The organism is Ectopseudomonas oleovorans (assembly GCF_003052605.1).
Lineage (GTDB): Bacteria > Pseudomonadota > Gammaproteobacteria > Pseudomonadales > Pseudomonadaceae > Aquipseudomonas > Aquipseudomonas oleovorans_A.
In genome coordinates this window covers 1-22,087 of the sequence record NZ_QASO01000063.1, presented here as the reverse complement: position 1 = coordinate 22,087, position 22,087 = coordinate 1, and the positions used below count along the sequence as shown (strand labels likewise).

The 22,087-nt window shown below is 61.8% G+C and carries 22 protein-coding genes and 5 pseudogenes; 16 read left to right on the top strand and 11 right to left on the bottom strand.

Translation table 11 applies throughout. The features are described 5' to 3' along the window. Window positions 1-3 precede the first annotated feature (3 nt). Entirely contained in the window at window positions 4-1,128 is a 1,125-nt protein-coding gene (locus DBO86_RS10850) for an integrase core domain-containing protein (protein WP_425266789.1), read from the bottom strand. Between the two features lie 107 nt (window positions 1,129-1,235). Then, window positions 1,236-1,661, bottom strand: a complete 426-nt coding sequence (locus DBO86_RS27265) for an FAD-dependent oxidoreductase (protein WP_167399118.1) — start codon at window positions 1,659-1,661, stop codon at window positions 1,236-1,238. On the opposite strand from DBO86_RS27265, the pseudogene DBO86_RS10845 reads away from it, so the two are divergent. The 7 genes and pseudogenes from DBO86_RS10845 to DBO86_RS10815 all read left to right on the top strand — a co-directional run. Next, a pseudogene (locus tag DBO86_RS10845) lies at window positions 1,627-2,244 on the top strand (alpha/beta fold hydrolase); the annotation flags it as partial. The gene DBO86_RS27265 and the pseudogene DBO86_RS10845 overlap by 35 nt on opposite strands. A 98-nt stretch (window positions 2,245-2,342) precedes the next feature. Beyond that, window positions 2,343-3,059 (top strand): annotated as a pseudogene (gene dmpG, locus DBO86_RS10840) (4-hydroxy-2-oxovalerate aldolase); the annotation flags it as partial. A gap of 162 nt (window positions 3,060-3,221) precedes the next feature. Continuing rightward, entirely contained in the window at window positions 3,222-3,389 is a 168-nt protein-coding gene (locus DBO86_RS10835) for a 2-hydroxymuconate tautomerase (RefSeq protein ID WP_108233661.1), read from the top strand. A 307-nt stretch (window positions 3,390-3,696) separates the two neighbouring features. Next, entirely contained in the window at window positions 3,697-3,951 is a 255-nt protein-coding gene (locus DBO86_RS10830) for a type II toxin-antitoxin system Y4mF family antitoxin (protein ID WP_108233681.1), read from the top strand. After that, entirely contained in the window at window positions 3,941-5,215 is a 1,275-nt protein-coding gene (locus DBO86_RS10825) for a type II toxin-antitoxin system HipA family toxin (protein WP_108233660.1), read from the top strand. The genes DBO86_RS10830 and DBO86_RS10825 overlap by 11 nt, the downstream gene beginning before the upstream one ends. A 682-nt stretch (window positions 5,216-5,897) precedes the next feature. After that, window positions 5,898-9,923: a PAS domain S-box protein gene (locus DBO86_RS10820; RefSeq protein ID WP_167399121.1), complete on the top strand. Its 4,026-nt coding sequence runs from the start codon at window positions 5,898-5,900 to the stop codon at window positions 9,921-9,923. Continuing rightward, a complete protein-coding gene (locus DBO86_RS10815; RefSeq protein ID WP_108233658.1) occupies window positions 9,920-11,110 on the top strand; it encodes an EAL domain-containing response regulator in 1,191 nt (396 codons plus the stop codon). Before DBO86_RS10820 ends, DBO86_RS10815 begins: the two co-directional genes overlap by 4 nt. Window positions 11,111-11,248: 138 nt before the next feature. On the opposite strand, the pseudogene DBO86_RS26640 reads toward DBO86_RS10815, so the two are convergent. Continuing rightward, window positions 11,249-11,541: pseudogene (locus DBO86_RS26640) on the bottom strand (ATP-binding protein); the annotation flags it as partial. A gap of 467 nt (window positions 11,542-12,008) precedes the next feature. On the opposite strand from DBO86_RS26640, the gene DBO86_RS10805 reads away from it, so the two are divergent. After that, a complete protein-coding gene (locus DBO86_RS10805) occupies window positions 12,009-13,259 on the top strand; it encodes an FAD-dependent monooxygenase (protein WP_108233657.1) in 1,251 nt (416 codons plus the stop codon). Between the two features lie 327 nt (window positions 13,260-13,586). On the opposite strand, the gene DBO86_RS10800 is transcribed toward DBO86_RS10805, so the two are convergent. The 3 genes from DBO86_RS10800 to DBO86_RS10790 form a co-directional block, all read right to left on the bottom strand. Next, on the bottom strand, window positions 13,587-13,940 hold the full coding sequence (locus DBO86_RS10800; RefSeq protein WP_108233656.1) for a putative quinol monooxygenase: 354 nt from the start codon (window positions 13,938-13,940) through the stop codon (window positions 13,587-13,589). An 82-nt stretch (window positions 13,941-14,022) separates the two neighbouring features. Further along, window positions 14,023-14,910, bottom strand: a complete 888-nt coding sequence (locus DBO86_RS10795; protein WP_108233655.1) for an NAD-dependent epimerase/dehydratase family protein — start codon at window positions 14,908-14,910, stop codon at window positions 14,023-14,025. 142 nt (window positions 14,911-15,052) lie between these two features. After that, complete coding sequence (locus DBO86_RS10790; RefSeq protein ID WP_108233654.1) at window positions 15,053-15,757, bottom strand: SDR family NAD(P)-dependent oxidoreductase; 705 nt, start codon at window positions 15,755-15,757, stop codon at window positions 15,053-15,055. 153 nt (window positions 15,758-15,910) lie between these two features. Between DBO86_RS10790 and DBO86_RS10785 the strand changes: the two genes are divergently transcribed. Further along, a complete protein-coding gene (locus DBO86_RS10785; protein WP_108233653.1) occupies window positions 15,911-16,810 on the top strand; it encodes a LysR family transcriptional regulator in 900 nt (299 codons plus the stop codon). 128 nt (window positions 16,811-16,938) lie between these two features. Here DBO86_RS10785 and DBO86_RS10780 read toward each other — a convergent pair whose 3' ends face one another. Next, a complete protein-coding gene (locus DBO86_RS10780; protein WP_108233652.1) occupies window positions 16,939-17,247 on the bottom strand; it encodes a hypothetical protein in 309 nt (102 codons plus the stop codon). A gap of 167 nt (window positions 17,248-17,414) precedes the next feature. Here DBO86_RS10780 and DBO86_RS10775 point away from each other — a divergent pair. From DBO86_RS10775 to DBO86_RS10765, 3 genes and pseudogenes are all read left to right on the top strand, one after another. Continuing rightward, window positions 17,415-17,648 (top strand): annotated as a pseudogene (locus DBO86_RS10775) (hypothetical protein); the annotation flags it as partial. 50 nt (window positions 17,649-17,698) lie between these two features. Further along, window positions 17,699-18,289, top strand: a complete 591-nt coding sequence (locus tag DBO86_RS10770; RefSeq protein ID WP_167399120.1) for a DUF6088 family protein — start codon at window positions 17,699-17,701, stop codon at window positions 18,287-18,289. A 63-nt stretch (window positions 18,290-18,352) separates the two neighbouring features. Further along, on the top strand, window positions 18,353-18,571 hold the full coding sequence (locus tag DBO86_RS10765) for a BPSL0761 family protein (protein WP_108233651.1): 219 nt from the start codon (window positions 18,353-18,355) through the stop codon (window positions 18,569-18,571). On the opposite strand, the gene DBO86_RS26635 is transcribed toward DBO86_RS10765, so the two are convergent. The 4 genes and pseudogenes from DBO86_RS26635 to DBO86_RS10750 all read right to left on the bottom strand — a co-directional run bounded on the left by DBO86_RS26635 (window position 18,568) and on the right by DBO86_RS10750 (window position 20,057). Beyond that, window positions 18,568-18,765: a helix-turn-helix domain-containing protein gene (locus DBO86_RS26635; protein WP_108233679.1), complete on the bottom strand. Its 198-nt coding sequence runs from the start codon at window positions 18,763-18,765 to the stop codon at window positions 18,568-18,570. The two genes, DBO86_RS10765 and DBO86_RS26635, sit on opposite strands and share 4 nt — an antisense overlap. Before the next feature lie 135 nt (window positions 18,766-18,900). After that, window positions 18,901-19,266 (bottom strand): histone-like nucleoid-structuring protein, MvaT/MvaU family, encoded by a 366-nt coding sequence (locus DBO86_RS10755; RefSeq protein WP_108233650.1) that lies wholly within the window; start codon window positions 19,264-19,266, stop codon window positions 18,901-18,903. A gap of 46 nt (window positions 19,267-19,312) precedes the next feature. Then, a pseudogene (locus DBO86_RS26630) lies at window positions 19,313-19,525 on the bottom strand (recombinase family protein); the annotation flags it as partial. Window positions 19,526-19,769: 244 nt separating this feature from the next. After that, window positions 19,770-20,057: a helix-turn-helix domain-containing protein gene (locus DBO86_RS10750; RefSeq protein ID WP_108233678.1), complete on the bottom strand. Its 288-nt coding sequence runs from the start codon at window positions 20,055-20,057 to the stop codon at window positions 19,770-19,772. A gap of 86 nt (window positions 20,058-20,143) precedes the next feature. Between DBO86_RS10750 and DBO86_RS10745 the strand changes: the two genes are divergently transcribed. The 4 genes from DBO86_RS10745 to DBO86_RS10730 all read left to right on the top strand — a co-directional run. After that, window positions 20,144-20,590 carry a hypothetical protein gene (locus DBO86_RS10745; RefSeq protein ID WP_108233649.1) on the top strand — a complete coding sequence of 149 codons (447 nt, stop codon included), beginning with the start codon at window positions 20,144-20,146 and terminating at the stop codon, window positions 20,588-20,590. Window positions 20,591-20,708: 118 nt separating this feature from the next. Further along, on the top strand, window positions 20,709-20,969 hold the full coding sequence (locus tag DBO86_RS10740) for a hypothetical protein (protein WP_108233648.1): 261 nt from the start codon (window positions 20,709-20,711) through the stop codon (window positions 20,967-20,969). A gap of 98 nt (window positions 20,970-21,067) precedes the next feature. Further along, window positions 21,068-21,595 carry an inositol monophosphatase family protein gene (locus tag DBO86_RS10735; RefSeq protein ID WP_167399119.1) on the top strand — a complete coding sequence of 176 codons (528 nt, stop codon included), beginning with the start codon at window positions 21,068-21,070 and terminating at the stop codon, window positions 21,593-21,595. A 28-nt stretch (window positions 21,596-21,623) separates the two neighbouring features. After that, window positions 21,624-22,087 (top strand): IS5 family transposase (locus tag DBO86_RS10730; protein ID WP_108233646.1); only part of this gene is annotated, 464 nt, incomplete at its 3' end.

Below are 22,087 nucleotides of genomic sequence, written 5' to 3'. Positions count from 1 at the left end.
AACCTAGGTGTGTGGTCCCGGAATGAGGTGGTGCGGTTCAAGCTTGAAGCGATCCGGCGTTCGAGTCCAGGCATCGCAGATCGTTTTGAACGGGGTACGCCACCTCAGGGCTTTCAGGTGCTTGGCAAAGTTGTATGCCGTAACGAAGGCCCGCACATGGGCTTTCAGCGCATCGAAGTCCGGGTAGTGGAATGACTTGATAGTGGCTTCTTTCACGGTACGGTTCATCCGCTCGACCTGTCCGTTGGCCCACGGGTGATAGGGCTTGGTGAGCTTGTGCTTGATGCCATGCTCCCGGCAGACACGGTCGAAAATATGCCCACCAAAGCGATTAGTTTGGCCGTTTCGATACCGTGGCTGTTCAGTAAATGCCACGCCGTTGTCCGTGAGGACGGTGTGAATCGTGTAGGGGTAGACCGCCACCACCTCCTCGAGAAACGCCGCTCCGTTCTTTTTTGTCGCAGCATCGAAGAACGCCACATGGGTGTACTTGGTGACGCGATCAATCGCCAGGAACATGTGCTGTTTTCCCTGTTCCAGGCGGAGTTCACAGCTGTCGATGTGCAGGTAGCCAATTTCGGTTGGCGCAAATTTTCCACGCTTTGCTCCGTCCAGGTCACTACTGGGCAGCCTGCTGATGCCGTGGCGCACAAAGCAGCGATGCAAGGCACTACGTGTCAACTGGGGGAGGATTTCGCGCACATGCCCCAGCAGGTCGTCCAGTGGAAGCAGGGTACGGCGCCTGAACTCGACCACCATCGTTTCTTCAGCATCCGAGAGCTTGGCGCTACGCGGCTTGGCAGGCCCCATAGGCTTGTCAGCTGTCGTCGAGCGCGAGCGCCACTTGGCCAGGGCGTCGTAGGCTTCGAGCAGCTCGGCGAGGTTGCCGGCATCGGCCCGCGCATCGCCCAGCAGGCGGGCGAGGAAGTAGGCGTCCTCAAGCCCTTGGCCGGCACCGGCGCCCTGGTGCGGCAGTATGGCGTGGGCGGCATCGCCGATCAGGGCGACCCGGCCGTGCACGTAGCCCGGCAGCTCCGCCAGGTCGTGCAGTGCCCAGAGGGTTGGCGCCGGGATGCACTCCAGCAGGACGCGCGCCGCGTCACCCCAGCCGGTGAAGGCGTCGAGCATCTCGCGCTGGCTCGTCTCGCGCACCCAAGGGGCATCCGCGGGCCAGGTGGGCTCCGGCTGACTGCGGTCGGAGATGAAGGCCACCACGTTGATGATGCGGCCATGCTTTACCGGGATGGTGAGGATATGGCCGTCGAGCCCCAAGTACATCTGCGGCACGTCCACCAGGTGCTCGTCGATGCCGTGGGCCCGATAGGCTTCGCGCAGGCGCGGGTACCGGTGAAGCGTGGCGCCTGCGGAGCCACGCCCAGCCCCTCCAGGACATGGCTGCGCAGCGCGGACTTGATGCCGTCGGCGCCGATCAGCAGGTCACAGCGGTAATCCGTGCCTTCAGTGAACAGCACGCGCACCTCGTCGCCCTGCTGCTCGACCTGGGTGGCGCGCTTGCTGAATTGGGCGATACCTTCAGGCAGTTGGGTAACCAGCGCGTCGAGGAAGTCCGCCCGGTGCACCGAGGACCGGCCCACGCCGGTAGCGATGCTGGCCCCCAGGTAGCCGCAGTACAGCCAGCAGCGCTGGGTCGAACATGCCATCGGAGTGCTCGACGCCCTCGGCATCGCCCAGGCCGACATCGTCGGCAACTCGTTCGGCGGCGGCCTGGCGCTGGCCATCCTTCACCCCGAGCGCGTGCGCCGGCTGGTGCTGATGGGCAGCGTCGGCGTGAGCTTCCCGATCACTGCCGGCCTGGAAGCGGCGTGGGGCTACACCCCGTCGCTGGCCAACATGCGCCAGCTGCTCGACGTGTTCGCCTACGACCGCAATCTGGTCAACGACGAACTGGCCGAGCTGCGCTACCAGGCCAGCATCCGTCCGGGCTTCCAGGAGTCGTTCTCCGCCATGTTCCCGGCGCCGCGCCAGCACGGCGTCGACGACCTGGCCAGCAAGGAGGCCGACATCCGTGCCCTGCCCCACGAGGCCCTGGTCATCCACGGCCGCGAGGACCAGATCATCCCGCTCGAGGCCTCGCTGACCCTCGCCCAGTGGCTGCCGCGCAGCCAGCTGCACGTCTTCGGCCAGTGCGGCCACTGGACCCAGATCGAACATGCCGGTCGTTTCGCCCGTCTGGTCGAGGACTTCCTCGCTGAGGCCGACATCTCTCGGGAAAAATTCGCATGAATCAAGAGCTGATCAACCAGCTCGGCGAGGATCTCTACCAGGCAATGCTCAGCCGCGAGCCCGTGGAGCAGCTGGAGCCGGTCAAGGCCGGCGACTTCATGCGCGTCGCCACCCACTGCACCGAGGCCGACGTCTCCGAGCAGCACATCGGCATGGCCGCCAAGATGGGCGTCGACACCGTCGGCTTCCTGATGATGGCGCACATGACCAGCCCCGAGAAGATCCTCGAGCAGGCCCGCCTGATGGAAAGCTACGGCGCCAACTGCATCTACTGCACCGACTCGGCCGGCTACATGCTGCCCGACGAGGTCAGCCAGAAGATCGGCATGCTGCGCGCCGAGCTGAACCCGGCCACCCAGGTCGGCTTCCACGGCCACCACAACATGGGCATGGCCATCGCCAACTCGCTGGCCGCCATCGAGGCCGGTGCCGTGCGCATCGACGGCTCGGTGACAGGCCTCGGCGCCGGTGCCGGCAACACCCCGCTGGAAGTGCTCTGCGCCGTGCTGGCGCGCATGGGCGCCGAAACCGGCATCGACCTGTACAAGATCATGGACGTCGCCGAGGACCTGGTGGTGCCGCTGATGGACCAGCCGATCCGCGTCGACCGCGATGCCCTGACCCTGGGCTACGCCGGCGTGTACAGCTCGTTCCTGCTGTTCGCCCAGCGCGCCGAGAAGAAGTACGGCGTGCCGGCCCGTGACATCCTCGTAGAGCTTGGCCGCCGCGGTACCGTCGGTGGCCAGGAAGACATGATCGAAGACCTGGCCCTCGATATGGCCAAGGCCCGTCAGAACCTGAAGGTGACTGCATGAACCGTACCCTGCCCCGCGAACAGGTGCTGGCCCTCGCCGAGCACAGCGAGCACCTCCCGACCGGTATACCTTCATCATGACCGGCAGCATCACTACCCGCTTCGTCTGAGCCCCCTTTCGCCCCAGCCTCTGGCTGGGGCTTTTTTACCGAGGAATCATTACATGCCGATTGTCCAGATCCATATCCTCGAAGGCCGCAGCGGGGAGCAAAAGGAAACGATGATCCGTGAAGTCAGCGAGGCAATCTCGCGCTCACTGGGTGCACCTATCACCAACGCGCGGGTGATCACCAATGAGATGCCGAAGGGGCACTTCGGCAGTGGTCATTGAGGGTGCCCAACGCAGCAGTGCCGGCAGCCGCCCACCCTTATAAGGACGGAGCCATCGACTAATAATGAACCAGTCTCCAACAGCAGCAACGGCCAGCGGCAGGGCGGCCTGAAAGCCTGTCCCAGCCACGCCATCCTGCCCCTCCTCCCCCCTGTACTGGTAATCCACCACCTCTCGTTCCCGATCAGGAATAATTCACCAGTGCATCAGCCTAAACACTCATAATTTTCCCGATCAGGAAGATTAGCTTGCATTGGCGCGGTACCAGCCGAATAATTTCCCGATCAGGAAAATAATCGAGCAGGCCATGATTCATATCGACTCCACACAAGCACTCGGCGCAGCCCTGAGAGCAGCACGCAAGCAGCTAGGCCTGACGCAATCCGATCTGGCCTTGGCCGCCGGGGTTGGCGTGCGCTTTGTGGTCGATCTGGAGGCAGGCAAGCCCACGGTGCGGCTGGAACAGGTGCTCCGTGTAATCGATGCCCTGGGTGGACGGGTGCAACTGGCCGGACTTCCCGAATCGCCAACTACAGCAGAGACCACTCGCCATGGCGCATGAACTCGAAGTCTGGCTGTTCGCCGACAAAGTCGGCACCTTGTCACTGCTAGATGGTCGCCTGAGCTTTTGTTATCACGCCAGCTGGCTGGCCACCCCAAACGCAGTCGCACTGTCGTGCTCCTTGCCGCTTCAGGCTGCCTCCTTCGATGACATTCGTACTCGACCTTTCTTTGCCGGGTTGTTACCGGAAGGCCATTTGCGGCGACTGATCGCTCAGCAGTTTCAAGTGTCGAGGCAGAACGATTTCGCCTTGCTGAATGCCATTGGCGGCGAGTGCGCCGGGGCCATCACATTCTTGCCAAAGGATGCAGTCCCTCAGATCGGCAGCGAGGGCGAAGTGCTGTGGCTGGACGATCAAAGACTGTCCGCCATCCTGGACGAGTTGCCCCGCCGCCCGATGTTGGCTGGCCAGGACGGCCTGCGCCTGTCGCTCGCTGGTGCTCAGGACAAACTGCCGGTGGTTTTCGACGGACAGCGCATAGGCTTGCCTCTGGGAGGATACCCCAGCACGCATATCCTGAAACCGCCGATACACGCAGTCGAGGACAGCGTGATCAATGAGGGCTTCTGTCTCGCTCTGGCCCGTGCGATGAAGTTGCCAACCGCCGAAGCACGGATTCATAAGGCTGGCGACTGCTGCTTCCTGCTGGTCACACGTTATGACCGCCAGCGCGATGCTCAAGGCAACCCGGTTCGCTTGCATCAGGAGGATTTCTGCCAGGCACTCGGCGTGGTGCCGGAAATGAAGTACCAGAACGAGGGTGGGCCCGATCTGAAAGCCTGCTTCGATCTGCTGCGGCGCATCACCCGCCCCAGCGCCCCCCAAGTGCTGCACCTGCTGGACTACGTGGTGTTCAACGCCCTGGTCGGCAACCACGACGCACACGCCAAGAACTTCTCGCTGCTGTACGCGCCCCCGTCATCCCAGGCCGCACCGACTCTGGCCCCGCTCTACGATGTACTGTCGACCGCCATCTACCCGAGCCTTACCCCGAAGATGGCGATGAAACTGGGCAGCATGTACAAGTTTAGCGAAGTTCAGTCCCGGCACTGGGAGCAATTTGCCGAGGCCGCCGGGCTGGCACGCGCGCAGACCCGCAAGCGAATCCTTGGCATGGCGCAGGCTCTGCCTAAGGTTTCGCGCACCTTGCAAGCGACGCCGCTGTTTGCGGGAGAGCCACTGATCGAGCAGATCGTCATCTTGATCGAGCAACGGGCTGCCCTGACAACTCGACGCCTGACAGACGGTGAGGACTCAGCCTGATGGATGCGGGCCCAACTCCGAACTCGGGACTGGCGCCGTTTTCATCGAATTGGCGCCGAGCCATGCAACCGGACTTGGCTGATAGTCCTGGCATCACGTCGCTTCCAGGCAAAAGAACCAGCCTCGCCCTACGACAAGCCTGCCAAAGCCACCCAACAGGGTAGAAAACCGGAGCAGCCCGAAACTCCATCCCCTGTCGGCGCTCACTGAAAATGATGATTTATCATCATTCAAGCGCTTATGAAGGATGATAAATCATCATTTTCACCGTTCAGCAGGGCTTCGATACCCACGGAAGCCCTTTGCGCTTGGCTGCACGGACAGCTCATCGTCCCGGGCAAATGAACCGCAGTCCCAAAAAGTCACTTTAAGTGCGTAAAAGCACTCTAAAGCACCTTTTCGGGGACATTACGCCACCGCTTGCGCAGCCTTCCCCCCAACAGCAGCAGGCTCTCATCTCGAGGGCCTGCTGGTTACAGGTATCAAGTGCAGCCAAGCCTGCCGTCTGCCAGCAACTGACAAGCATGTAATCCGACAAATCCGCTCGGAATTGAGCAGCAAACCGACCTACCTTGATATGCTTCGCGCGAAGCCGCTTTCCGGTCATAGTCATACCACCTGGCCGGAACCCCGCATGCAACGGTGATGGCCACAGGCACCCGCTAGTAAGGAATCCATGGACGTGGACAGCAGCCCCGCCCCCATCAGCCGACTGGAACAGACCCGCAAGAACCTGATCATCGCCGGTCTCTATGCCCTGGCCGGCTTCGCCGCCCTGCTGCTCACCCATACCTCGGGGTATGCCTCGCCGCTCTGGCCGGCGGCCGGGATCGCGGTCGCCGGCTTGCTCGCCTGGGGCTGGCGCTGCTGGCCCGGCGTCTGGTTCGGCAGCCTGCTGACCCACCTGTGGCTCGACCCTTCGTTGCAGGGAGCGGGCATCGCCGCCCTGCTGGCCACGGCCACCAGCCTGCAAGCGCTGCTCGCTGCCGCGCTGGCGCAGCGATACCTGCGCGGCAACTGGACAGTGGCAGGGGACCGGGGGCTGGCGGTCTGCCTGCTGGTCGCCGGCCCACTGAGCTGCACGGTGGCTGCCAGCCTCGGCTGCGCCGTGCTGTTCACCGCCGGCCGAGTCGCCGGCGAAAGCCTGCTCAACGAATGGCTGATCTGGTGGTCCGGCGACACCCTGGGCCTGCTGCTGTTCGCCCCGCTGGCCCGCCTGCTCTGGCCGGGCGCGCATCCACTGCGTATCGCTCGCGTCGGCAACTATCGCTTCGCCATGCCGCTGCTCATCACCGCCATTCTGTTGGTAGTCGGCCACCTCGGCCTGTCACAACTGGAAGAGCTGCGTGCACGCAGCGAGGCACGCAAGCTGATGGAGGTCATCGGCGACAGCGGCACCCGCGAGCTAGCCGAGACAATCTACCCGCTCGTGGGCCTGGCGCACTTCATCGCTGCCAGCCAGGAAGTCACCCGCGAGGAGTTCCGTCACTACACTCGCAGCTTCACCAACCACCCAGCCATCCTCTCGGTGGACTGGGCACCACGCATCACTGGCGAGCAACGCGCCGGTTTCGAGGCCTCCGTCGTCCGTGAGGGCTTCCCTGCTTTCCGCATCAGCGATCTGGACAGCGACGGCCACCTGCGCCCCGCCGCCGAGCGCGACGAGTATTTCCCGATCCTGTTCAGCGGGCCACTGACCCAGAGCCACACGGTGCTCGGACTCGACCACGCCTTCGAGCTGCCGCGTCGCGAGGCAATGAACGTCGCCCGAGGCAACGGCCAGGCCATTGCTTCCGACCTGATCCAACTGGTGCGCACCGACCGCCACGCCGCGCTGGTGTACATTCCGGTTTACCACCTCAGCCACGGCGTCCCCGCCCAGCAATTGACCGGATTCGTGGTCGGCGTGCTGGACATCGAAGAGCTGTTTGCCCCCCTGCTCAACATGGCCCGGGAGCGCCAGTTCGACCTGCGCATCTCGGACGTCACTCCTGGCAACCCGCGGCGAGACATCGTAGGCTCTCTGCCCACTGGGGCCCATACTGACTGGAGCTACGACTTCCACATCGGCGAACGCACCTGGCGCCTGGAGATGGAGCCCGAGGCGCCGCTGTGGCAGCCCGGCTCGACCACCGAGGAACGTCTGTTTCTCGGCTTCTCGATCTTCACCGCGTTCCTCGCCGCGTTCGCCACCCTGAGCAGCGCCGAACGGCACAGCCTAGTGTCCCACCAGGTGGCCGAACGCACCGCGCAGCTACGCCGTGAGCTGGAGATGCGCACCGCCGCCGAGCGCGCCCTGATCGAAAGCGAGGAGCAACGCAGTCGCTTCTTCGCCCTGTCCCTCGACCTGTTCTGCATCGCCGGGACCGACGGCTTCTTTCGCAGCGTCAACCCGGCCTTCACCCGCACGCTGGGCTGGAGCGAGGAAGAGCTGCTGGCCCGCCCTCTCGTCGATTTCGTCCACCCTGAGGATGTCGCGCGTACCCACGCCCAGATCGAGCTGATCGCCCAGGGGCGCAGCACACTGGACTTCGAGAACCGTTACCACTGCAAGGACGGCTCTTGGCGCTGGCTGGCCTGGAAGGCTCTGCCGCAGCCGGGCGGCCTGATGTTCTGTACCGCGCACGACACCACGGCCCAGCACCTCGCTGCCGAGCAGCTACGCAGCCTGAACAGCGAATTGGAACAGCGCATTGAGGAGCGCAGCCAGGCGCTCCTCGATCTGCACGCCAAGAAGGAGGAAATCCGAGCAGTCCTCGACCATCTGCTCGAATGCGTGGTCACCATCGACGAGCACGGCGTCGTGCGCAGCGTGAATCCCGCCATCGAGCCACTGCTGGGCTATCACCCGGAGGAGCTGATCGGGCGCAACATCTCCTGCCTGATGGCCCCGCCGCAGCGTGACGAGCACGACGGCTACCTCGAGCACTACCTGAGAACCGGCGTGAAGCACATCATCGGCTTCAGCCGAGAAGTCAGCGCTCGCCACAGGGACGGACATGCGGTCGACCTGGAGCTGAGCGTGTCTGAGTACAGCGCGCATGGGGAGCGCTTCTTCATCGGCACCCTGCGTGACATCCGAGAGCAGAAGGCACTCATCGCCAGTTTGACCCAGGCGCGCGAGGGCGCCGAACAGGCTAGCCGGGCCAAATCGGCCTTCCTCGCCACCATGAGCCACGAGATCCGCACGCCGATGAACGGCGTGGTCGGTCTGATCGACGTGCTGGCCCAGGACCACCTGCCCCCTTACCAGGCCGACCTGATCAAGGCCATCCGCGAGTCGTCGAGCAATCTGCTCGGGGTGATCGACAACATCCTCGACTTCTCCCGGATCGAGGCCGGCAAGCTGGAAATCGAGCGCGCGCCGCTGCAACTGGCCGAGCTGGTCGACAACCTGTGCAATACCCTCAAGCCGCTGGCCAGCTCGCAGGGGGTGACGCTCACCCACACGATCGCACCTGGCATCCCGCAGTGGGTGACCAGCGACGCGATGCGGCTGCGGCAGATTCTCTACAACCTGCTCGGCAACGCCATCAAGTTCTCCAGCGGGCGCAGCGACCGGCCGGGCCAGATCGTGGTGCAGGCCCCCCTGGTCAATCGGCAGCCGCTGCGGCTCGCCATCAGAGTGGCGGACAACGGCATCGGCATCGCGCCGGAGCATCTGGACAATCTGTTCAGCCCCTTCACCCAGGCGGAAACCTCGACCACCCGCCGTTTTGGCGGCAGCGGCCTGGGGTTGGCTATCTGCCAGCGCCTGGTGGAATTGCTGGATGGCGAGATCCGCGTCGCCAGCACCCTGGGCAGCGGAACCCTGTTCAATGTCGAGCTGCCCCTAGAGCCAGCCGTCGCGCCGACGCCGGTTGAAGGTCCCGCCACGACCGGCGACGAGTCCCTGGCCTCACGGCCGGAGCCCGACGCCCCATCGCGCCGGCACATTCTGGTGGTCGAGGACGACACGCTGAGCCGCAAGGTCATCCAGCTGCAGCTCGCCCTGTTCGGCTACCGCTTCGACATGGCCAGCAACGGCGCCGAAGCGCTGGCCATGTGGCGCGCGGGCGACTACGACCTGATCCTCAGCGACCTGCACATGCCGGAAATGGACGGCTACCAGTTGGCCGAGCGGATTCGTGGCGAAGAGACCGGCCGGCGGCGCACCCCGATCCTGGCGCTGACCGCCAATGCTCTGCGCGGCGAGGCCGCCCGCGCCCACGACGCCGGCATGGACGAGTACCTGACCAAGCCGATTCGCCTGACCACTCTGCGGGCGGCACTGGAGCGCTGGCTGCCCGGCGCCATCCCCGCCATGCGTAGCGAGGCGGCAGACGCCCAGACGGTGCCGGCCTCGCTGCTTGACCCGGCCGCGCTGTCCGCGCTGGTCGGCGAAGACCACCAGTTGATCCGCGAGATTCTCGGTGACTACCGCAATGCGTTAGGCTCCCTGACTGGACAACTGCTGGACGCCTTCGGGAATGGTGACCTGACCGGTGTCGGCGCCCTCGCCCATCGACTCAAGTCCTCGTCCCGCGCGGTCGGTGCGACGCGCCTGGGCCAGCTCTGCGCGATGCTCGAACAGGCCGTCAAGAGCGGCGACCATGACTCGCTGGAGCGCGGCATCGCCGAATTCACCCCGCTCTGCGCCGCCACCGGAGCAGGGATCGAACAGTTACTGGAAGCTGGCAATCCGGCCGAGCAGGAGGCACCCCGATGAGAGTCCTGATAGTCGACGACGACACCTTCATCTGCCGGCTACTGGAGCGACAGCTCAAGTCGCTGGGCCTCACAAACGTGATCGCCTGCGACCGCGCGCGCATTGCGGTCGAGCACCTCGAGCAGGGCCCGGCCGAGGTCGACCTCATTCTCTGCGACCTGCAGATGCCGGAAATGGACGGCATCGAATTCATCCGCCATCTGGTGCACCTTGGCTACCGCGGCGCGCTGGTGCTGGTCAGCGGTGAAGACGAACGCATTTTGCAGAGCGCCGAGCGGCTGGCCCAGGCTCATCGCCTGTGGGTGCTCGGCACCCTGTTCAAACCGGTGTCCAACGAACAGTTGCAGAAACTGCTGGACCAATCCGTGGCGAACGCCATCCCTCCGATGGATACCGATGCGCACAGCTATGACGCCGACGAACTGGCCAGCGGCATCGCGGCGGGTCAGTTGGTCAACCACTACCAGCCCAAGGTCGATTTACACACCGCCCGGATCATTGGCGTCGAATCGCTGGTGCGCTGGCAACACCCCCAAGATGGCCTGGTCTACCCCGACCGCTTCATCGACCTGGCCGAGGACAGCGGCCTGATCGAGCCGCTGATGCGCTCGGTGCTACGCAACGCCCTGCGCGACACCCGCCACTGGCACGACGCCGGGCTCTCCCTGCAAGTGGCTGTCAACGTGTCGATGGACAACCTGCAGGTGCTGAGCTTCCCCGACTTCGTCGAGCAGGAAGCCCGGATCGCCGGGGTGCCCCTATTCAGCCTGATACTCGAGGTGACCGAAAGCCACCTGATGAAGAACCGCCAAGCCGCCCTAGACATCCTCACCCGCCTGCGCCTGAAGCGCATCGGTCTGTCCATCGACGATTTCGGCACTGGCCATTCCTCGCTGACGCAACTGCGCGACATCCCCTTCAACGAACTGAAGATCGACCGCAGCTTCGTGCATGGCGCCTGGCAGGACTCCGCGCTCGGCAGCATCCTCGATGCCAGCCTGGGGATGGCGCGCAAGCTGGGCATGAAGACGGTGGCAGAAGGTATCGAGGACCGCGCCGACTGGGACTACCTGCGTGCCGCCGGCTGCGACGTGGCCCAAGGCTGGTTCATCGCCAAGGCCATGCCGGCACGAGCACTACCCGCCTGGCTGACGGGGTGGGAGCAGCGCCGGAGCGAGCTGGCCTGAGACCGGAACCCAGGCGCAGCAGCAAGACCTCGACAGGTCGGCCCCTTGCAGGAACTCCGTGAGCCACAGCTGCGCTTGCCGAAAACCCACCACGGTTATCCCCATACGCGCGAAAAAGACTATGCCTCAGGAAAAAGTCGTGGGGCCGATCCGCACGATGTTCTCAGTACGCTCGACGAACGCCAACCCTGCCGACTCATGCAGCAGTGTCTTGGGCACGCCGGGACTGAAGCCGAAGTCGTACTCCTCCAGCATCTTGATCGCCGGTAAACAGGCCATTCGCGTCAGCAGCTTGCGGCTGCATTGCTGGCGAAAGCTCTGCTCGGTCAGCAGCAGTTGCTCCAGGAAGTCGCCGAAGCTGAACTCATCCCTGCCTGCTTGGCCAACACCGGGTAGTGATAGGCGACGCGCTCCAGGACGATTGTCTTCATGTTGTCGAGCAGCGCTGAGCAACGCGGGACTGGGGCTCCTTGAGCTAGTGCCGGACGGTATTGCGGGACACGCCCAGCGTCGTGGCGATCTGCCGAATGCTGCGTCCCTAACGGGGCAATACCCTGAACTCCACTGCTTGCTCCTGGGTCAACATGAGCAGCCTCGACAAGGCCGCGACGTTAGCCCAGGTGGGTCAGTTTTACATCGGCCTTGGCACATACAGTTGCATACTTTCCCCTCAATATTCATACCGGTGATGATGGCTATACAGCTTCGCTTATTTACTTATATAACAGCCTTCTCTATTTTTCACCCAACGCATCATTAATGGGAGCGTGGTCAGAGCGGGCTCTCACGCCACGGCATGAGACGCTGCAATTCACCGCCCCCTGTTAAATGCCCCAGCATGATGCCATTCGTACCATCTCAATTTTCGCCCACCCCTAATAAGAAAGAGATAATAATTATGAATGAAAAAGAAACCAATAAAATACGCCGCATTGCTGTGGTCGGCGGCGGTATCGGCGGCTTGACCTTTGCGATTGCTATGCGTCACCACGGTATCGACGTTGATGTATACGAGCAAGCGGAGGAGTTGCGTGAGGTGGGTGCTGCGGTCGCCCTATCCGCCAATGCCACGCGTTTTTATTATAACCACTGGGGTTTGGGCGAGGCGTTTGAAGAGGCTGCGTTTGAGATTTCAGCCTTGATCTACCGAGACGGAAAGACCGGCCGTGAAATCGGCAGGCACGCCGGGGGGCAGGCGTATCGAGACCTTTTCGGCGGCCCATATCTCGGCATCCACCGGGCCGAGCTGCAAAGAATACTCTCCACCAAGGTGGGTATGGATCGCATCCACCTGGGTAAACGCCTAGTAAATATCGATGATACTGGCGAGCACGTAGTGCTGAACTTCAAAGACGGTAGCAAAGCGGAAGCCGATATCGTCATTGGTGCTGACGGGGTGCGTTCCTCTGTACGAAACTTGATGCTCGGTTATGAAGATTACATATACGCGGGGTACACGGCGTTTCGCGGCATCGTGCCAGTCGAAAAATTACCCAGCATGCCTGACCCGACCGCGATCCAGTTCTGGATGGGTGAGTCCGGCCACTGCCTTCACTACCCGATCGGTGGAGATAGGAAAGGAGACATCAATTTCTTCCTCGTTGAACGCACCCCGACGACCTGGCCGCTAAAACAGTCGACCGCACCTACAGGCGACGGTGAACAATTGCGCCTATTCAAGGACTGGCATCCCGCTCTCCTTGAGATGATCGCTTCGAACACCCTGAAGACAGTCAATGAGCGATGGGGCATGGTCTATCGCATGACCCTTGGTCGCTGGAGTAAAGGTCGGGTAACGCTGCTCGGTGATGCCGCACATTCCCTAGTACCGCACCATGGACAGGGTGCCAACCAGTCGATCGAGGATGCCGTGGTCCTTGCTGACTGCATTGCCGCTGCGGGTTCCGCGTCGATTGCAGAAACCTTTGAACGTTACGAGCGACTGCGTCGTGGCCGGGCGCGCAAGGTTGTGTATGCGTCCGTGACCACTGGCGATATGTTGCACTTGCCACCGGGTGAAGAGAGGGATCGGCGCGATGCACGTCTTGCCTCACATGAGGCCATGCTGCATCACCTCGATTGGATCCACGGCTTCGACGCTAGCGATCTCAACGAGCCAGATGAACGCCAGGGCGGAACCTGGTTGTGATGCGGGTTTTCTACGTCACATCTGAATGTAATTTACCGTAGAAGACCTGTGGTGCAATGCTGCTCACCTAAGCGGAGCAGCATTGCGATTAACCGGGAAGCGAGTCGTGGAAATCTTCACCATCTTGGGTCTTGATGGCCTAAGGTCTGTTGACGTTTCGCGCTGGAGGCCTTGAGGAAGAGAGGCAAACCCGCAGAATTGAGGTTCCTACACCAATAAGCCTGCGGGTATGCAATGCCCCGATTGATGCTCAGTGACGAACCTTGGTCGAAGCTGGAAAAAATCTGCTTCAACAAGCCAGATCGTCTCCGCCCTGCCCCGCATCACTCAGCGAGTGAAGCCGTCGAACGGGGTCATGTAGACCGCACCGAAGCCATCCAGGCGTTTACGTGCCTCGGCGTCGGGGTTGCCATAGACAACCAAGCCAGTGACCGTAACCAGGTCAAGAAAGCGCTTGGCAAAAGGGGCGAAGGTCTGGTCGATGTGCGAGACCAACCCTTCGGAGCGATAGCGTTCGATGATGTGAACCGATCGCTGGTCGCTGCTCACGCTGTACTCGTAGGTCAAGGTGCCAGGTTCCTGGCGCGTTGCTTCGACGATCTCCGCGACCAGCGCCTTGAAGGCCGGGAAGTTTTGAGGTTCGAGACTCAGATTGAAGATGTTGACGATTACATCGCTCATGGTTTGCCTTCGTTGTCTGTGGTGAATGATCGAGGTCCCGTGACGCTGCGCATCGATTGAATCGGGATTCAAGCAGTGCCGGTCAGAGATTTTCTTCGACCCATTGGATGACCGACGGGTGGCGGGGCTTCCAGCCCAGCTCCTCGCGAGCCCGCGTGGCGCGCACGCGGCTGTTCGAACCGAGCGAATAGCGCGCCTTGTTGAGCCCCCAGTAGCTGGTCGCTTCCGCTTCGGTCCATTGCTCGATACGAGAAATGCCGAGGCGCCAGGCGATAGACTGGGCTATCTCGGCAAAGGACGATTCGCCGTTCTCGACGAAATAGAATCCCCTCCCCTTCGCCTGCTCAAGCGTCAGCAGGTAAAGGTCGCTCATGTCCTCGACATGAATGGTCGACCAGCGATTGAGGCCCGGCCCGACCGTCCGGACCACACCGCTTTCCTGCGCCTGGCTGACCAGAGCCGGAACCTGCACGCTGTCCCGCTGCAAGCCTCTGCCCCGGCCATAGATCAGGCTGTTGCACAGTACGATGCCCCGCACGCCCTCGGTTTGGCAGACGAGAGTATCCAGAGCGTGGCGTGCGGACTTCTCCGGCATGACATCAAGGGGCGTACGCTCGTCGTAGACCTTGCCATTGAGCCGGGTGCCTGCTGCCGCATCCCCCACAACGCTGGAGCCGCTGGTGTGCAGAAGCGCCTTGCCGCTCCCGGCGAGCGCCGCGAGCAGCGACTCCACCGCGCCACGGTGATCGCTGCTGGCTGCATTGATGACGGCGTCAGCGGCTCGCGCCTCACGCATCAGCAGTTGAGTATCGTCGAGACTGCCATGTACGGGCTCGATACCGAGGGCGCGCAGGGCGTCGAACTGCCCCTCATTTCGTGCCAGGCCACGCACCGAATGTCCCGCCTCAAGCAGTCGCATTGCAACGGAACCGCCGATGTAGCCCGTGACGCCAGTGACAAAGACCTTCATGTATTCACCCTGCCGGACATTTAGAACGCGTTTCTTCATGCCGGGCCAAGTAGGCACGCGGGCATACTTGGCGGATCGTTGCCGGACAACGTCCTTGCCTGGATCGCCAGAGGCGGGCGGGAAATGCCCGCCACCATAGCCATCACCAGGCGATTTCGTTGCCCTGGAAGTCAATGAAGAACACGCCAGCGTTACCCTGGCGTGCGGCAATGGCCTTGGCCATGCCATCGGTGCTTTCCTCGACCGCAACGGGAGCCTCCGGGCCCCCCATGTCGGTGCGTACCCAGCCCGGCATCATGGCAATGTAGGTCCGCTCATCCTTCTTGCGCGCGCTGAAACTGCGCAGCAGCGAGTTCAGTGCGGCCTTGCTGGCCCGATAGGACTCGTAGCCACCTTCAGTGTTGGTGCTGACGCTACCCAGGGCGGAAGACATGACGGCCACGACCCCCTCGGCCGGAACATTGGCACTGAAGGCTTCGAGCGCTCGCATGGGGCTGAGGGCATTGGTCAGCATCAGGTGGGCAAACTCGTCGTTGCTGATCTGGCTGGACAGCTGCTGCGGATCGTCGCTCACACCGGCGACCACAAACAGCAGATCGAAAGTGGCACCTTTCAGCTTCTCGGCAAGCTGTTCGATCTGCTTCTGGTCATTGATGTCGAGCTGCTCCACACGCAGTGCCTGAGAGAATTTCTCGGCCAGATGCCCCAGACGAGTGTCCGGCCCCGGAGCGCGCTCGGTCGCCAAGACTTTCCAGCCTTGCTCCAGGTATTTCTGAACCAGCCCGAGGCCGAGGCCTCGCGATGCGCCAAGGATCAGGGCGTGCTTCTGCTTGTCTGCAGTGGTCATTGATGACTCCGGTGGTAGGTGGGGCTATCGAATGGTGGCCCTTGTTCCAAGGCGCCAATCCAGATGGGGGATCATGCTATAGTCGACAAAGATTCAGATAAACAGGCAAAAACTCTTAACTGAGTAGAAAATAAGTCAACATAAGAAAGCCGAATGATGCAGATCGAATCGCTGAACGGAGTCATCACCTTCGTCACCGCTGCCCGCTCCTCCAGTTTCACCGAGGCCGCCGAGCATCTTGGCGTCTCCAAGTCGGCGGTGGGCAAGGCAATCTCCAGGCTGGAGGAACGGCTGGGAACCCAGTTGTTCCACCGCACGACCCGGCGCATTCGCCTCTCCGCCGACGGCGAGGCCTATTTCGCCGCCTGCGCGGCGGCACTGGATGAAATCAAGGGCGCCGAAGACAGCCTCGGCCCTAGGGCCAACGAGCCAGCCGGCCGCTTGCGCGTGGACATGCCGGTGGCCTTCGGTCGGCAGGTGATCATGCCGATGCTGCTGTCACTGGCCAAACAGTTTCCGCGTCTGAAGTTGAGCCTCTCCTTCAGCGATCACCTGATCGATCCCATCGAGGAAGGTGTCGACCTGATGATCCGCTTCGGGGAAATCGGCGACCAGAGCAATCTGGTGGCGCGCAAGTTGGCAAGCCAGCGCTGGGTCATCTGCGGCTCTCCCGAATACCTTGCGAGACAGGGCTATCCCGACGGGCTACACAGCCTGGAGCGGCATGACTGCATCGTTGGCTTCAGGCGTGGATTGCCCTTGTCCTGGCGCCTTTGCAGCGAGGGCCAGAACATCCGCTTTGCCCCGCCCTCCACCCACCAGTTCAGCGATGGCGCCGCCATGATCGACGCCACCCTGGCCGGTCTGGGCTTGTGCCAGATGCCGCTCTACCTGTTCCGCCAGCACATAACTGACGGACGACTGGTGGAGGTGCTGGCCGAACTGGAACCGGATCCGGTGGACATCTACGCACTATGGCCGAAGACCTCGCACCTGAGACCCAAGGTCCGTTATGTGGTCGACCAGTTGATCGAGCTCAGCAAACACTGGTAAAGAGCGAGTCCGCTTGCCCAAGGGCCTATTGATTTTTCACATGGGGAGCTATAGAAGCGCACAGGCTATGGTTGCCATGCCTTTCTGTCGCTCAAAGGTCACTCCCTCCGAGGCGAGAGTCGCCCCCCTCACACGCGGATCCTACGGTTCGGCAGCAGACAGAGTGCATTGCGTTCACCCGGGTAAGGCTCAATACACTCCACCTCGTCAGCAAGTACCTGCTCCAGAACAGCCAACTCATCCGAGGCGGCCCGCATCCCCAGAAATCGGGTTGAGCCTGATAGCGTCAGCGGTTGATGCCTCAGGAAATCGATGTCGTCTGTGCGCGGACTACAGCCGCGGGCCTTGCCGAGTTTGAGCAGTCGAGGGTAGGGATGCTGACCACCTTGAATCCGGAGGAGAGTGCCGACTCCATCAAAGATGACCGCGATTGGCATAGACAAGCCTCTTGATGAGGCTGCCTGCGCACGTCAGACTGGAAAGATGCCATTCGCCCAGTGGGCCAGACAGCCCCCCCCGCCCTCTGGGACTGGCACCTTTTCTTGGATAACTCGCCGTCCCGGGCAAATGAACTCTCCTCCGCTTCAGTCAACAGCCGCCTTGGGAGTACGTCATGGCCCAGGTCAACAGCCACCCCGCCGAACAGGTGATACACGGCCTGTTCCCCTAGCGCGTGGAAGACATCGTGCTCGAGGCCATGACCGACCATAAAAAGCTGTCGCTGGAAGTGCTCGATAACATGGCCAAGAGCCGGGCGTTTGCTAGGGTGATCTACAAGCTGCTGACGACGGCCGGCGGGTTGGGCGGCGGTGACAACACCGGCAAGTACGGCATGTAGATTCGGTTGGCGCCCATGAGCGGCACGCTCTCTGATCGCATGGATGCACCATGTCCATAGCCTCCACCCTCTGGCAACAGGTGAAATACATGCCCAAGGGGCGACCGTTCAGCTCTCGACGTTTTGCAGGGCTGGGGTCACGCTCTGCTGTCGGCAAGGCGATAGCCCGGCTGGTGAGCGCTGGCGAGCTGGAGCGGATCACTCGAGGGATCTACATGCGGCCGAAGATCAGTCCGTATGTCGGCAGGGTTCGACCCAGCGCCTTGGCCGTGATCCGGGTGATCGCCAAGCAAAATCACGAAACGATCCAAGTGCATGGTGCGGAGGCTGCAAGGGCATTTCATCTGAGCACCCAGATGCAAACACAGCCTGTGCTGTATACGAGCGGCTCAAGTCGAGAGATTCGAATCGGAGCCCTGACGATACGGCTCCGGCATGTTTCCCCAGAAAAGTTGCAGCATGCCGGAACCAAGGTGGGGCTGGCCCTTGTAGCGCTCTTCTACTTGGGCAGGAAAGGCGTGAATTCGACTTCAGTAACGAAGATCAAGAGCGAGCTGACGCCGGCCGAACTCAAGCAGTTAGCGGCCTGCAAAATGCCCGCTTGGATGAGCAAGGCCCTGGCTGGCCCTCCGCCGGCCTGACGCCATACACCAATGACCAGGCAGAGCACTTCAGCTAGATGAGATTTATGCAAGGAAAACGGAATGACGATGCCCAGTGAGCGCACCCGCTCAATCATTCAAACCCGAAAGTTTCTGGTCGATTTGTCTCGCGACAAGACAATGCCTGAGGTCGTGCGCACTGAGGCGCGTCGCCTGTTGCGTCATTACCCTACCGCCGATGAGGTGCTGCTGGCCGGGAAGATAGAAGAACAGCGTGACGATGGCCTGCAGTGGGTTTTCCTGAGTTCCAGAATCGACTAGCCCCGTAACTCCGACACTGGAGGCAAGAGGGAAGCTGGATCACAGCTCAGCATGCTAGCGATGCTGTACAGCTTCTCGACGGTGATGTTCATCTCGCCACGTTCGATGCGCTCCATGTAGCTGCGGTCGATGCTGCAGGCCAGCGCGATTGCGGGAAGGCTCTTGGGGCAGGTTCGGGGAGTAACTCGCTGGATGACTTTGCCGTCGAGCCTAGCTATCAGCTCAGCTTTTCGCAGCACTAACGGCCGCTGTTGTTGGTCTGCTTCTAAAGGTCGAGCAGCTGTCAGCCCCTGCCGGGGTGAGGCTGCCCGAAACTTGGCCGCGTTGGCTCAGGCCAGTCGCCAGCCCTCCACCACTTCAGCACCAAACTCAGCCCTCCAGGCCTTGAGCTGGGCATGGTTCGCACCCTTGGTCTCGATACGCTTGCCGGTAGCTGGCTGCACATACACCTTCACCTGGCGGGGGCGGCGCTGCTTCACGACAGCCGGGACAAGCGGCTCCAGCTCGACCCGCTGCGGATTGAGGATGGCTGCCACCTTCGCCAGATCCATGCCGTAGTCCGCCATCAGCGCTTTAAGCTTGTCTTCGAACTCCATTTCGCGCTGGAGGCTGGCGTCGGCCTGCAACTGTTCCAGCAAGGCCATCTGCTTCTGCAGCTCACGCTCGGCACGACGAAATTCAGCTAATTTGGACATGTTCACTCCTTTGGTTACGTAACACAATCAGATTGGATGCGGCCTGCTACTCGCCGGTTCGCAGGTAATCAGAGAGGCTGGTCCGGCTGATGCCGAACTCAGGAGCCAGGGTGGCCTTCGGCTCGTGCGCCTCGGTGCGATGGCACAGCTCGGCGAACCTGGTGTCGCTCAGGGCATTCTTCCGGCCACGGCGGCAGGCGTCACATCGCTTGGCCAGGGCGATTCCCTCGCGCTGACGCTCGCGGATCAGCGCGCGTTCTAAAATACATTATCGTTAGTTTTCGCCGCCCGACCGCCTCGCCAGCCCAACAGCCTGAGCCGTAGAAACCGCAGGGAGCGCTCCGCTGTCGCCTCCCCCTGCGAAATTGCACTGATTTACCCATCCAAATGCACAGTCATTAACCAGTGATTTTCCCCATTGACCATTCAGCAGCGTTCAGCTCGACCACGCCCCACTTGGTGTGCAGCTCGAACCCTATAGGTGCATCTGGAGGGATGCCGTGTCAGGCAGACCGCTCGCGTTGAACAAGCTCCATGCGAATGCGGGAAAACAGATCGTCGATGGTGAGCGTTTCGTCCTGTAACAGGTAGCAGTCGGCCAAGATCGTCAGCGGATGAACCCCCATTGCAGATGCAATCTCATGCACCTTCTCGACAGTAGGACTCTTGAGCCCCCGCTCCAGCGTGCTTAGGTAGGTTCGGCTGCTGACGTTCGAGAAAGCCTCTTGTGGGAGACCTTTACTCAACCTCTGTCGCTTCAGGGCGATACCGAATGCCTGTTTCAGTTCCATTTGCTGCTCTCGCAAAAGGAACGATAAGGCCCCATTGAACACTATAGAGCTACAATCTATAGTGTTCATTTTGTGAGGCGAAGGCCATGTTTGTGACATACCGCCAGGCAGAAATGCCCCTGGGAAGGTTGTTTGGGGATGAAAACTCTCTCCATTGGCGCTATGTGGAGCTATCTCTCAGGTGCCCCTGGTTCTACACCACCATCGGGTATGTAGCCGGTGACGACAGCTTCACCAGGACGTTGCTGATCCCATCCCCGCCAGAGCTTGAGCGGCTGCTCAGCGAGCAGCACGATCATATGTGGGTTGAAGAGGTGATGCTAGTCAGCCCCGGCTACATGAATGGCAGTGATGGCTGGAAAATGGAGCGTCTACAAGAGCTGCGTGTGGATGTTGACGATAGAGATGGGTACTCAAATTACGTCCACGTGATCGAGGGTGGCCATTGCTATATAGACGGGACATGCTCTGATCTGTCTCGGCTGCGAACTGAGCGCGCTATTTTCTCAGCTGCCGAGGACATACGCAGCTGACAAGAAGCTGGGCTCTGTCACGAATGCGCCCGACTGACGGCCTGAGCGGTGGGAACCGAGAACAGCGCTCCGCCGTCGCCTCCCCTGCGGAAACCTCTATTACAGAAGGAATGCGGCCATGCCGATCAACCTGCCGATCGAAGACTGGGACGGGGAGCCAGCCCTGCGCCTCCCCGACGAAGTTCTGCAGCGGCTCGATCTCCAAGTTGGAGGCTCGCTGTACTTGGTCGAGGCCTGGGTCGGCGACGGGCCGCGCCTCGTCCTGTCGAAGACGCCCAAGATTCCGGATCGCGTCGACGCCCTGGTCGCCCAGTGGGAGCGAGAACTCGCCGAGGAACAGGCGGAGTCTGTGCCTCCAGAGTCGTACAAGGATGAATGAGCTGCTTCCAACTACTCAGTATTTCTGAGTCGTTGCCTCGACGAGCCTCCAAGGGAGTGCCGCTGAGCCAGTTGGAAGGCGTAAGCTCAGGTCAGCCCATGCTGAACGAAGTGATTCCACTGATTCTGCGCGCCGGAACGCTCATCGCCGCCGAGGCCGCTCGCCCGGGAGGCCCGCGCGGGGAAGAAGATAAGGCCGATATTGACCTCGAAGTCGAGATCCTGCTGCGCGAGAGGCTGCTACGACTGCAGGCGGGTGACTTCTGGGGAGAGGAGACCGGGAGCGCACTGACGGGGGCACGCTATTGCTGGGTGGTGGATCCCAACGATGGCACTTCCGATTTTTTGGCAGGCTGGTCGGGCTCTGCCATTTCCGTGGGATTGCTAAGGGACTCCGAGCCAGTAGTGGGCGTCGTCTATGCGCCGACTTCTCCGCGTGGGCCAGACTGTATCAGCTGGGAGTCTGGTATGACTGGACTTCTGCGTAATGACATACAAATTTTCCCCGACCTGTCTGCACGGCAACTCGACGCCGCCACGGTAGTCTTCGTAAGCACAGCCGCTAAGGAAACGCTGATCTATTCCGCCGAACCTGACCGTTCCGTCGCCGCGCTCCGCTTGCGATAATCGCACGCCTGCCCAACGAGCCCCAGCCATGCAATCGAGCTTTACCGACCTCGAGTACGCCGCCAAGAAGAAGCTGACCCGTCGCGACCGCTTCCTGGCCGAGATCGATGCCGTCACACCTTGGGCCGCGCTGGCCGCTGAGCTGGAGCCTTTCTATCCCAAGGGCAAGGGACGTGGGCGACCTCCGATCGGTCTCGAGCGCATGCTGCGGATGTATGTCGCGCAGCAGTGTTTCGGGCTGTCCGACGAAGGCATCGAGGATGCCATCTACGACAGCCAGTCGATCCGCAGCTTCGTCGGCATCGACTTGGGTCGGGAAGATGCACCGGATGCGACCACTCTGCTGAAGTTCCGCCGGCTGCTCGAAACGCACGAACTCACCCGCAAGATCTTCGAGACGATCAACCGGCAACTGGCCGAGAAAGGCCTGCTGATGCGCGAAGGTACCATTGTCGACGCCACGCTGATCGCTGCGCCGCCTTCGACGAAGAA

Coding starts and splice junctions, on each gene's coding strand:
- DBO86_RS10850 (WP_425266789.1), bottom strand. CDS start 1,128: ATGCTCGACGCCTTCACCGGCTGGGGTGACGCGGCGCGCGTCCTGCTG.
- DBO86_RS27265 (WP_167399118.1), bottom strand. CDS start 1,661: ATGGCATGTTCGACCCAGCGCTGCTGGCTGTACTGCGGCTACCTGGGG.
- DBO86_RS10835 (WP_108233661.1), top strand. CDS start 3,222: ATGCCGATTGTCCAGATCCATATCCTCGAAGGCCGCAGCGGGGAGCAA.
- DBO86_RS10830 (WP_108233681.1), top strand. CDS start 3,697: ATGATTCATATCGACTCCACACAAGCACTCGGCGCAGCCCTGAGAGCA.
- DBO86_RS10825 (WP_108233660.1), top strand. CDS start 3,941: ATGGCGCATGAACTCGAAGTCTGGCTGTTCGCCGACAAAGTCGGCACC.
- DBO86_RS10815 (WP_108233658.1), top strand. CDS start 9,920: ATGAGAGTCCTGATAGTCGACGACGACACCTTCATCTGCCGGCTACTG.
- DBO86_RS10805 (WP_108233657.1), top strand. CDS start 12,009: ATGAATGAAAAAGAAACCAATAAAATACGCCGCATTGCTGTGGTCGGC.
- DBO86_RS10800 (WP_108233656.1), bottom strand. CDS start 13,940: ATGAGCGATGTAATCGTCAACATCTTCAATCTGAGTCTCGAACCTCAA.
- DBO86_RS10795 (WP_108233655.1), bottom strand. CDS start 14,910: ATGAAGGTCTTTGTCACTGGCGTCACGGGCTACATCGGCGGTTCCGTT.
- DBO86_RS10790 (WP_108233654.1), bottom strand. CDS start 15,757: ATGACCACTGCAGACAAGCAGAAGCACGCCCTGATCCTTGGCGCATCG.
- DBO86_RS10785 (WP_108233653.1), top strand. CDS start 15,911: ATGATGCAGATCGAATCGCTGAACGGAGTCATCACCTTCGTCACCGCT.
- DBO86_RS10780 (WP_108233652.1), bottom strand. CDS start 17,247: ATGCCAATCGCGGTCATCTTTGATGGAGTCGGCACTCTCCTCCGGATT.
- DBO86_RS10770 (WP_167399120.1), top strand. CDS start 17,699: ATGTCCATAGCCTCCACCCTCTGGCAACAGGTGAAATACATGCCCAAG.
- DBO86_RS10765 (WP_108233651.1), top strand. CDS start 18,353: ATGACGATGCCCAGTGAGCGCACCCGCTCAATCATTCAAACCCGAAAG.
- DBO86_RS10755 (WP_108233650.1), bottom strand. CDS start 19,266: ATGTCCAAATTAGCTGAATTTCGTCGTGCCGAGCGTGAGCTGCAGAAG.
- DBO86_RS10750 (WP_108233678.1), bottom strand. CDS start 20,057: ATGGAACTGAAACAGGCATTCGGTATCGCCCTGAAGCGACAGAGGTTG.
- DBO86_RS10745 (WP_108233649.1), top strand. CDS start 20,144: ATGTTTGTGACATACCGCCAGGCAGAAATGCCCCTGGGAAGGTTGTTT.
- DBO86_RS10740 (WP_108233648.1), top strand. CDS start 20,709: ATGCCGATCAACCTGCCGATCGAAGACTGGGACGGGGAGCCAGCCCTG.
- DBO86_RS10735 (WP_167399119.1), top strand. CDS start 21,068: ATGCTGAACGAAGTGATTCCACTGATTCTGCGCGCCGGAACGCTCATC.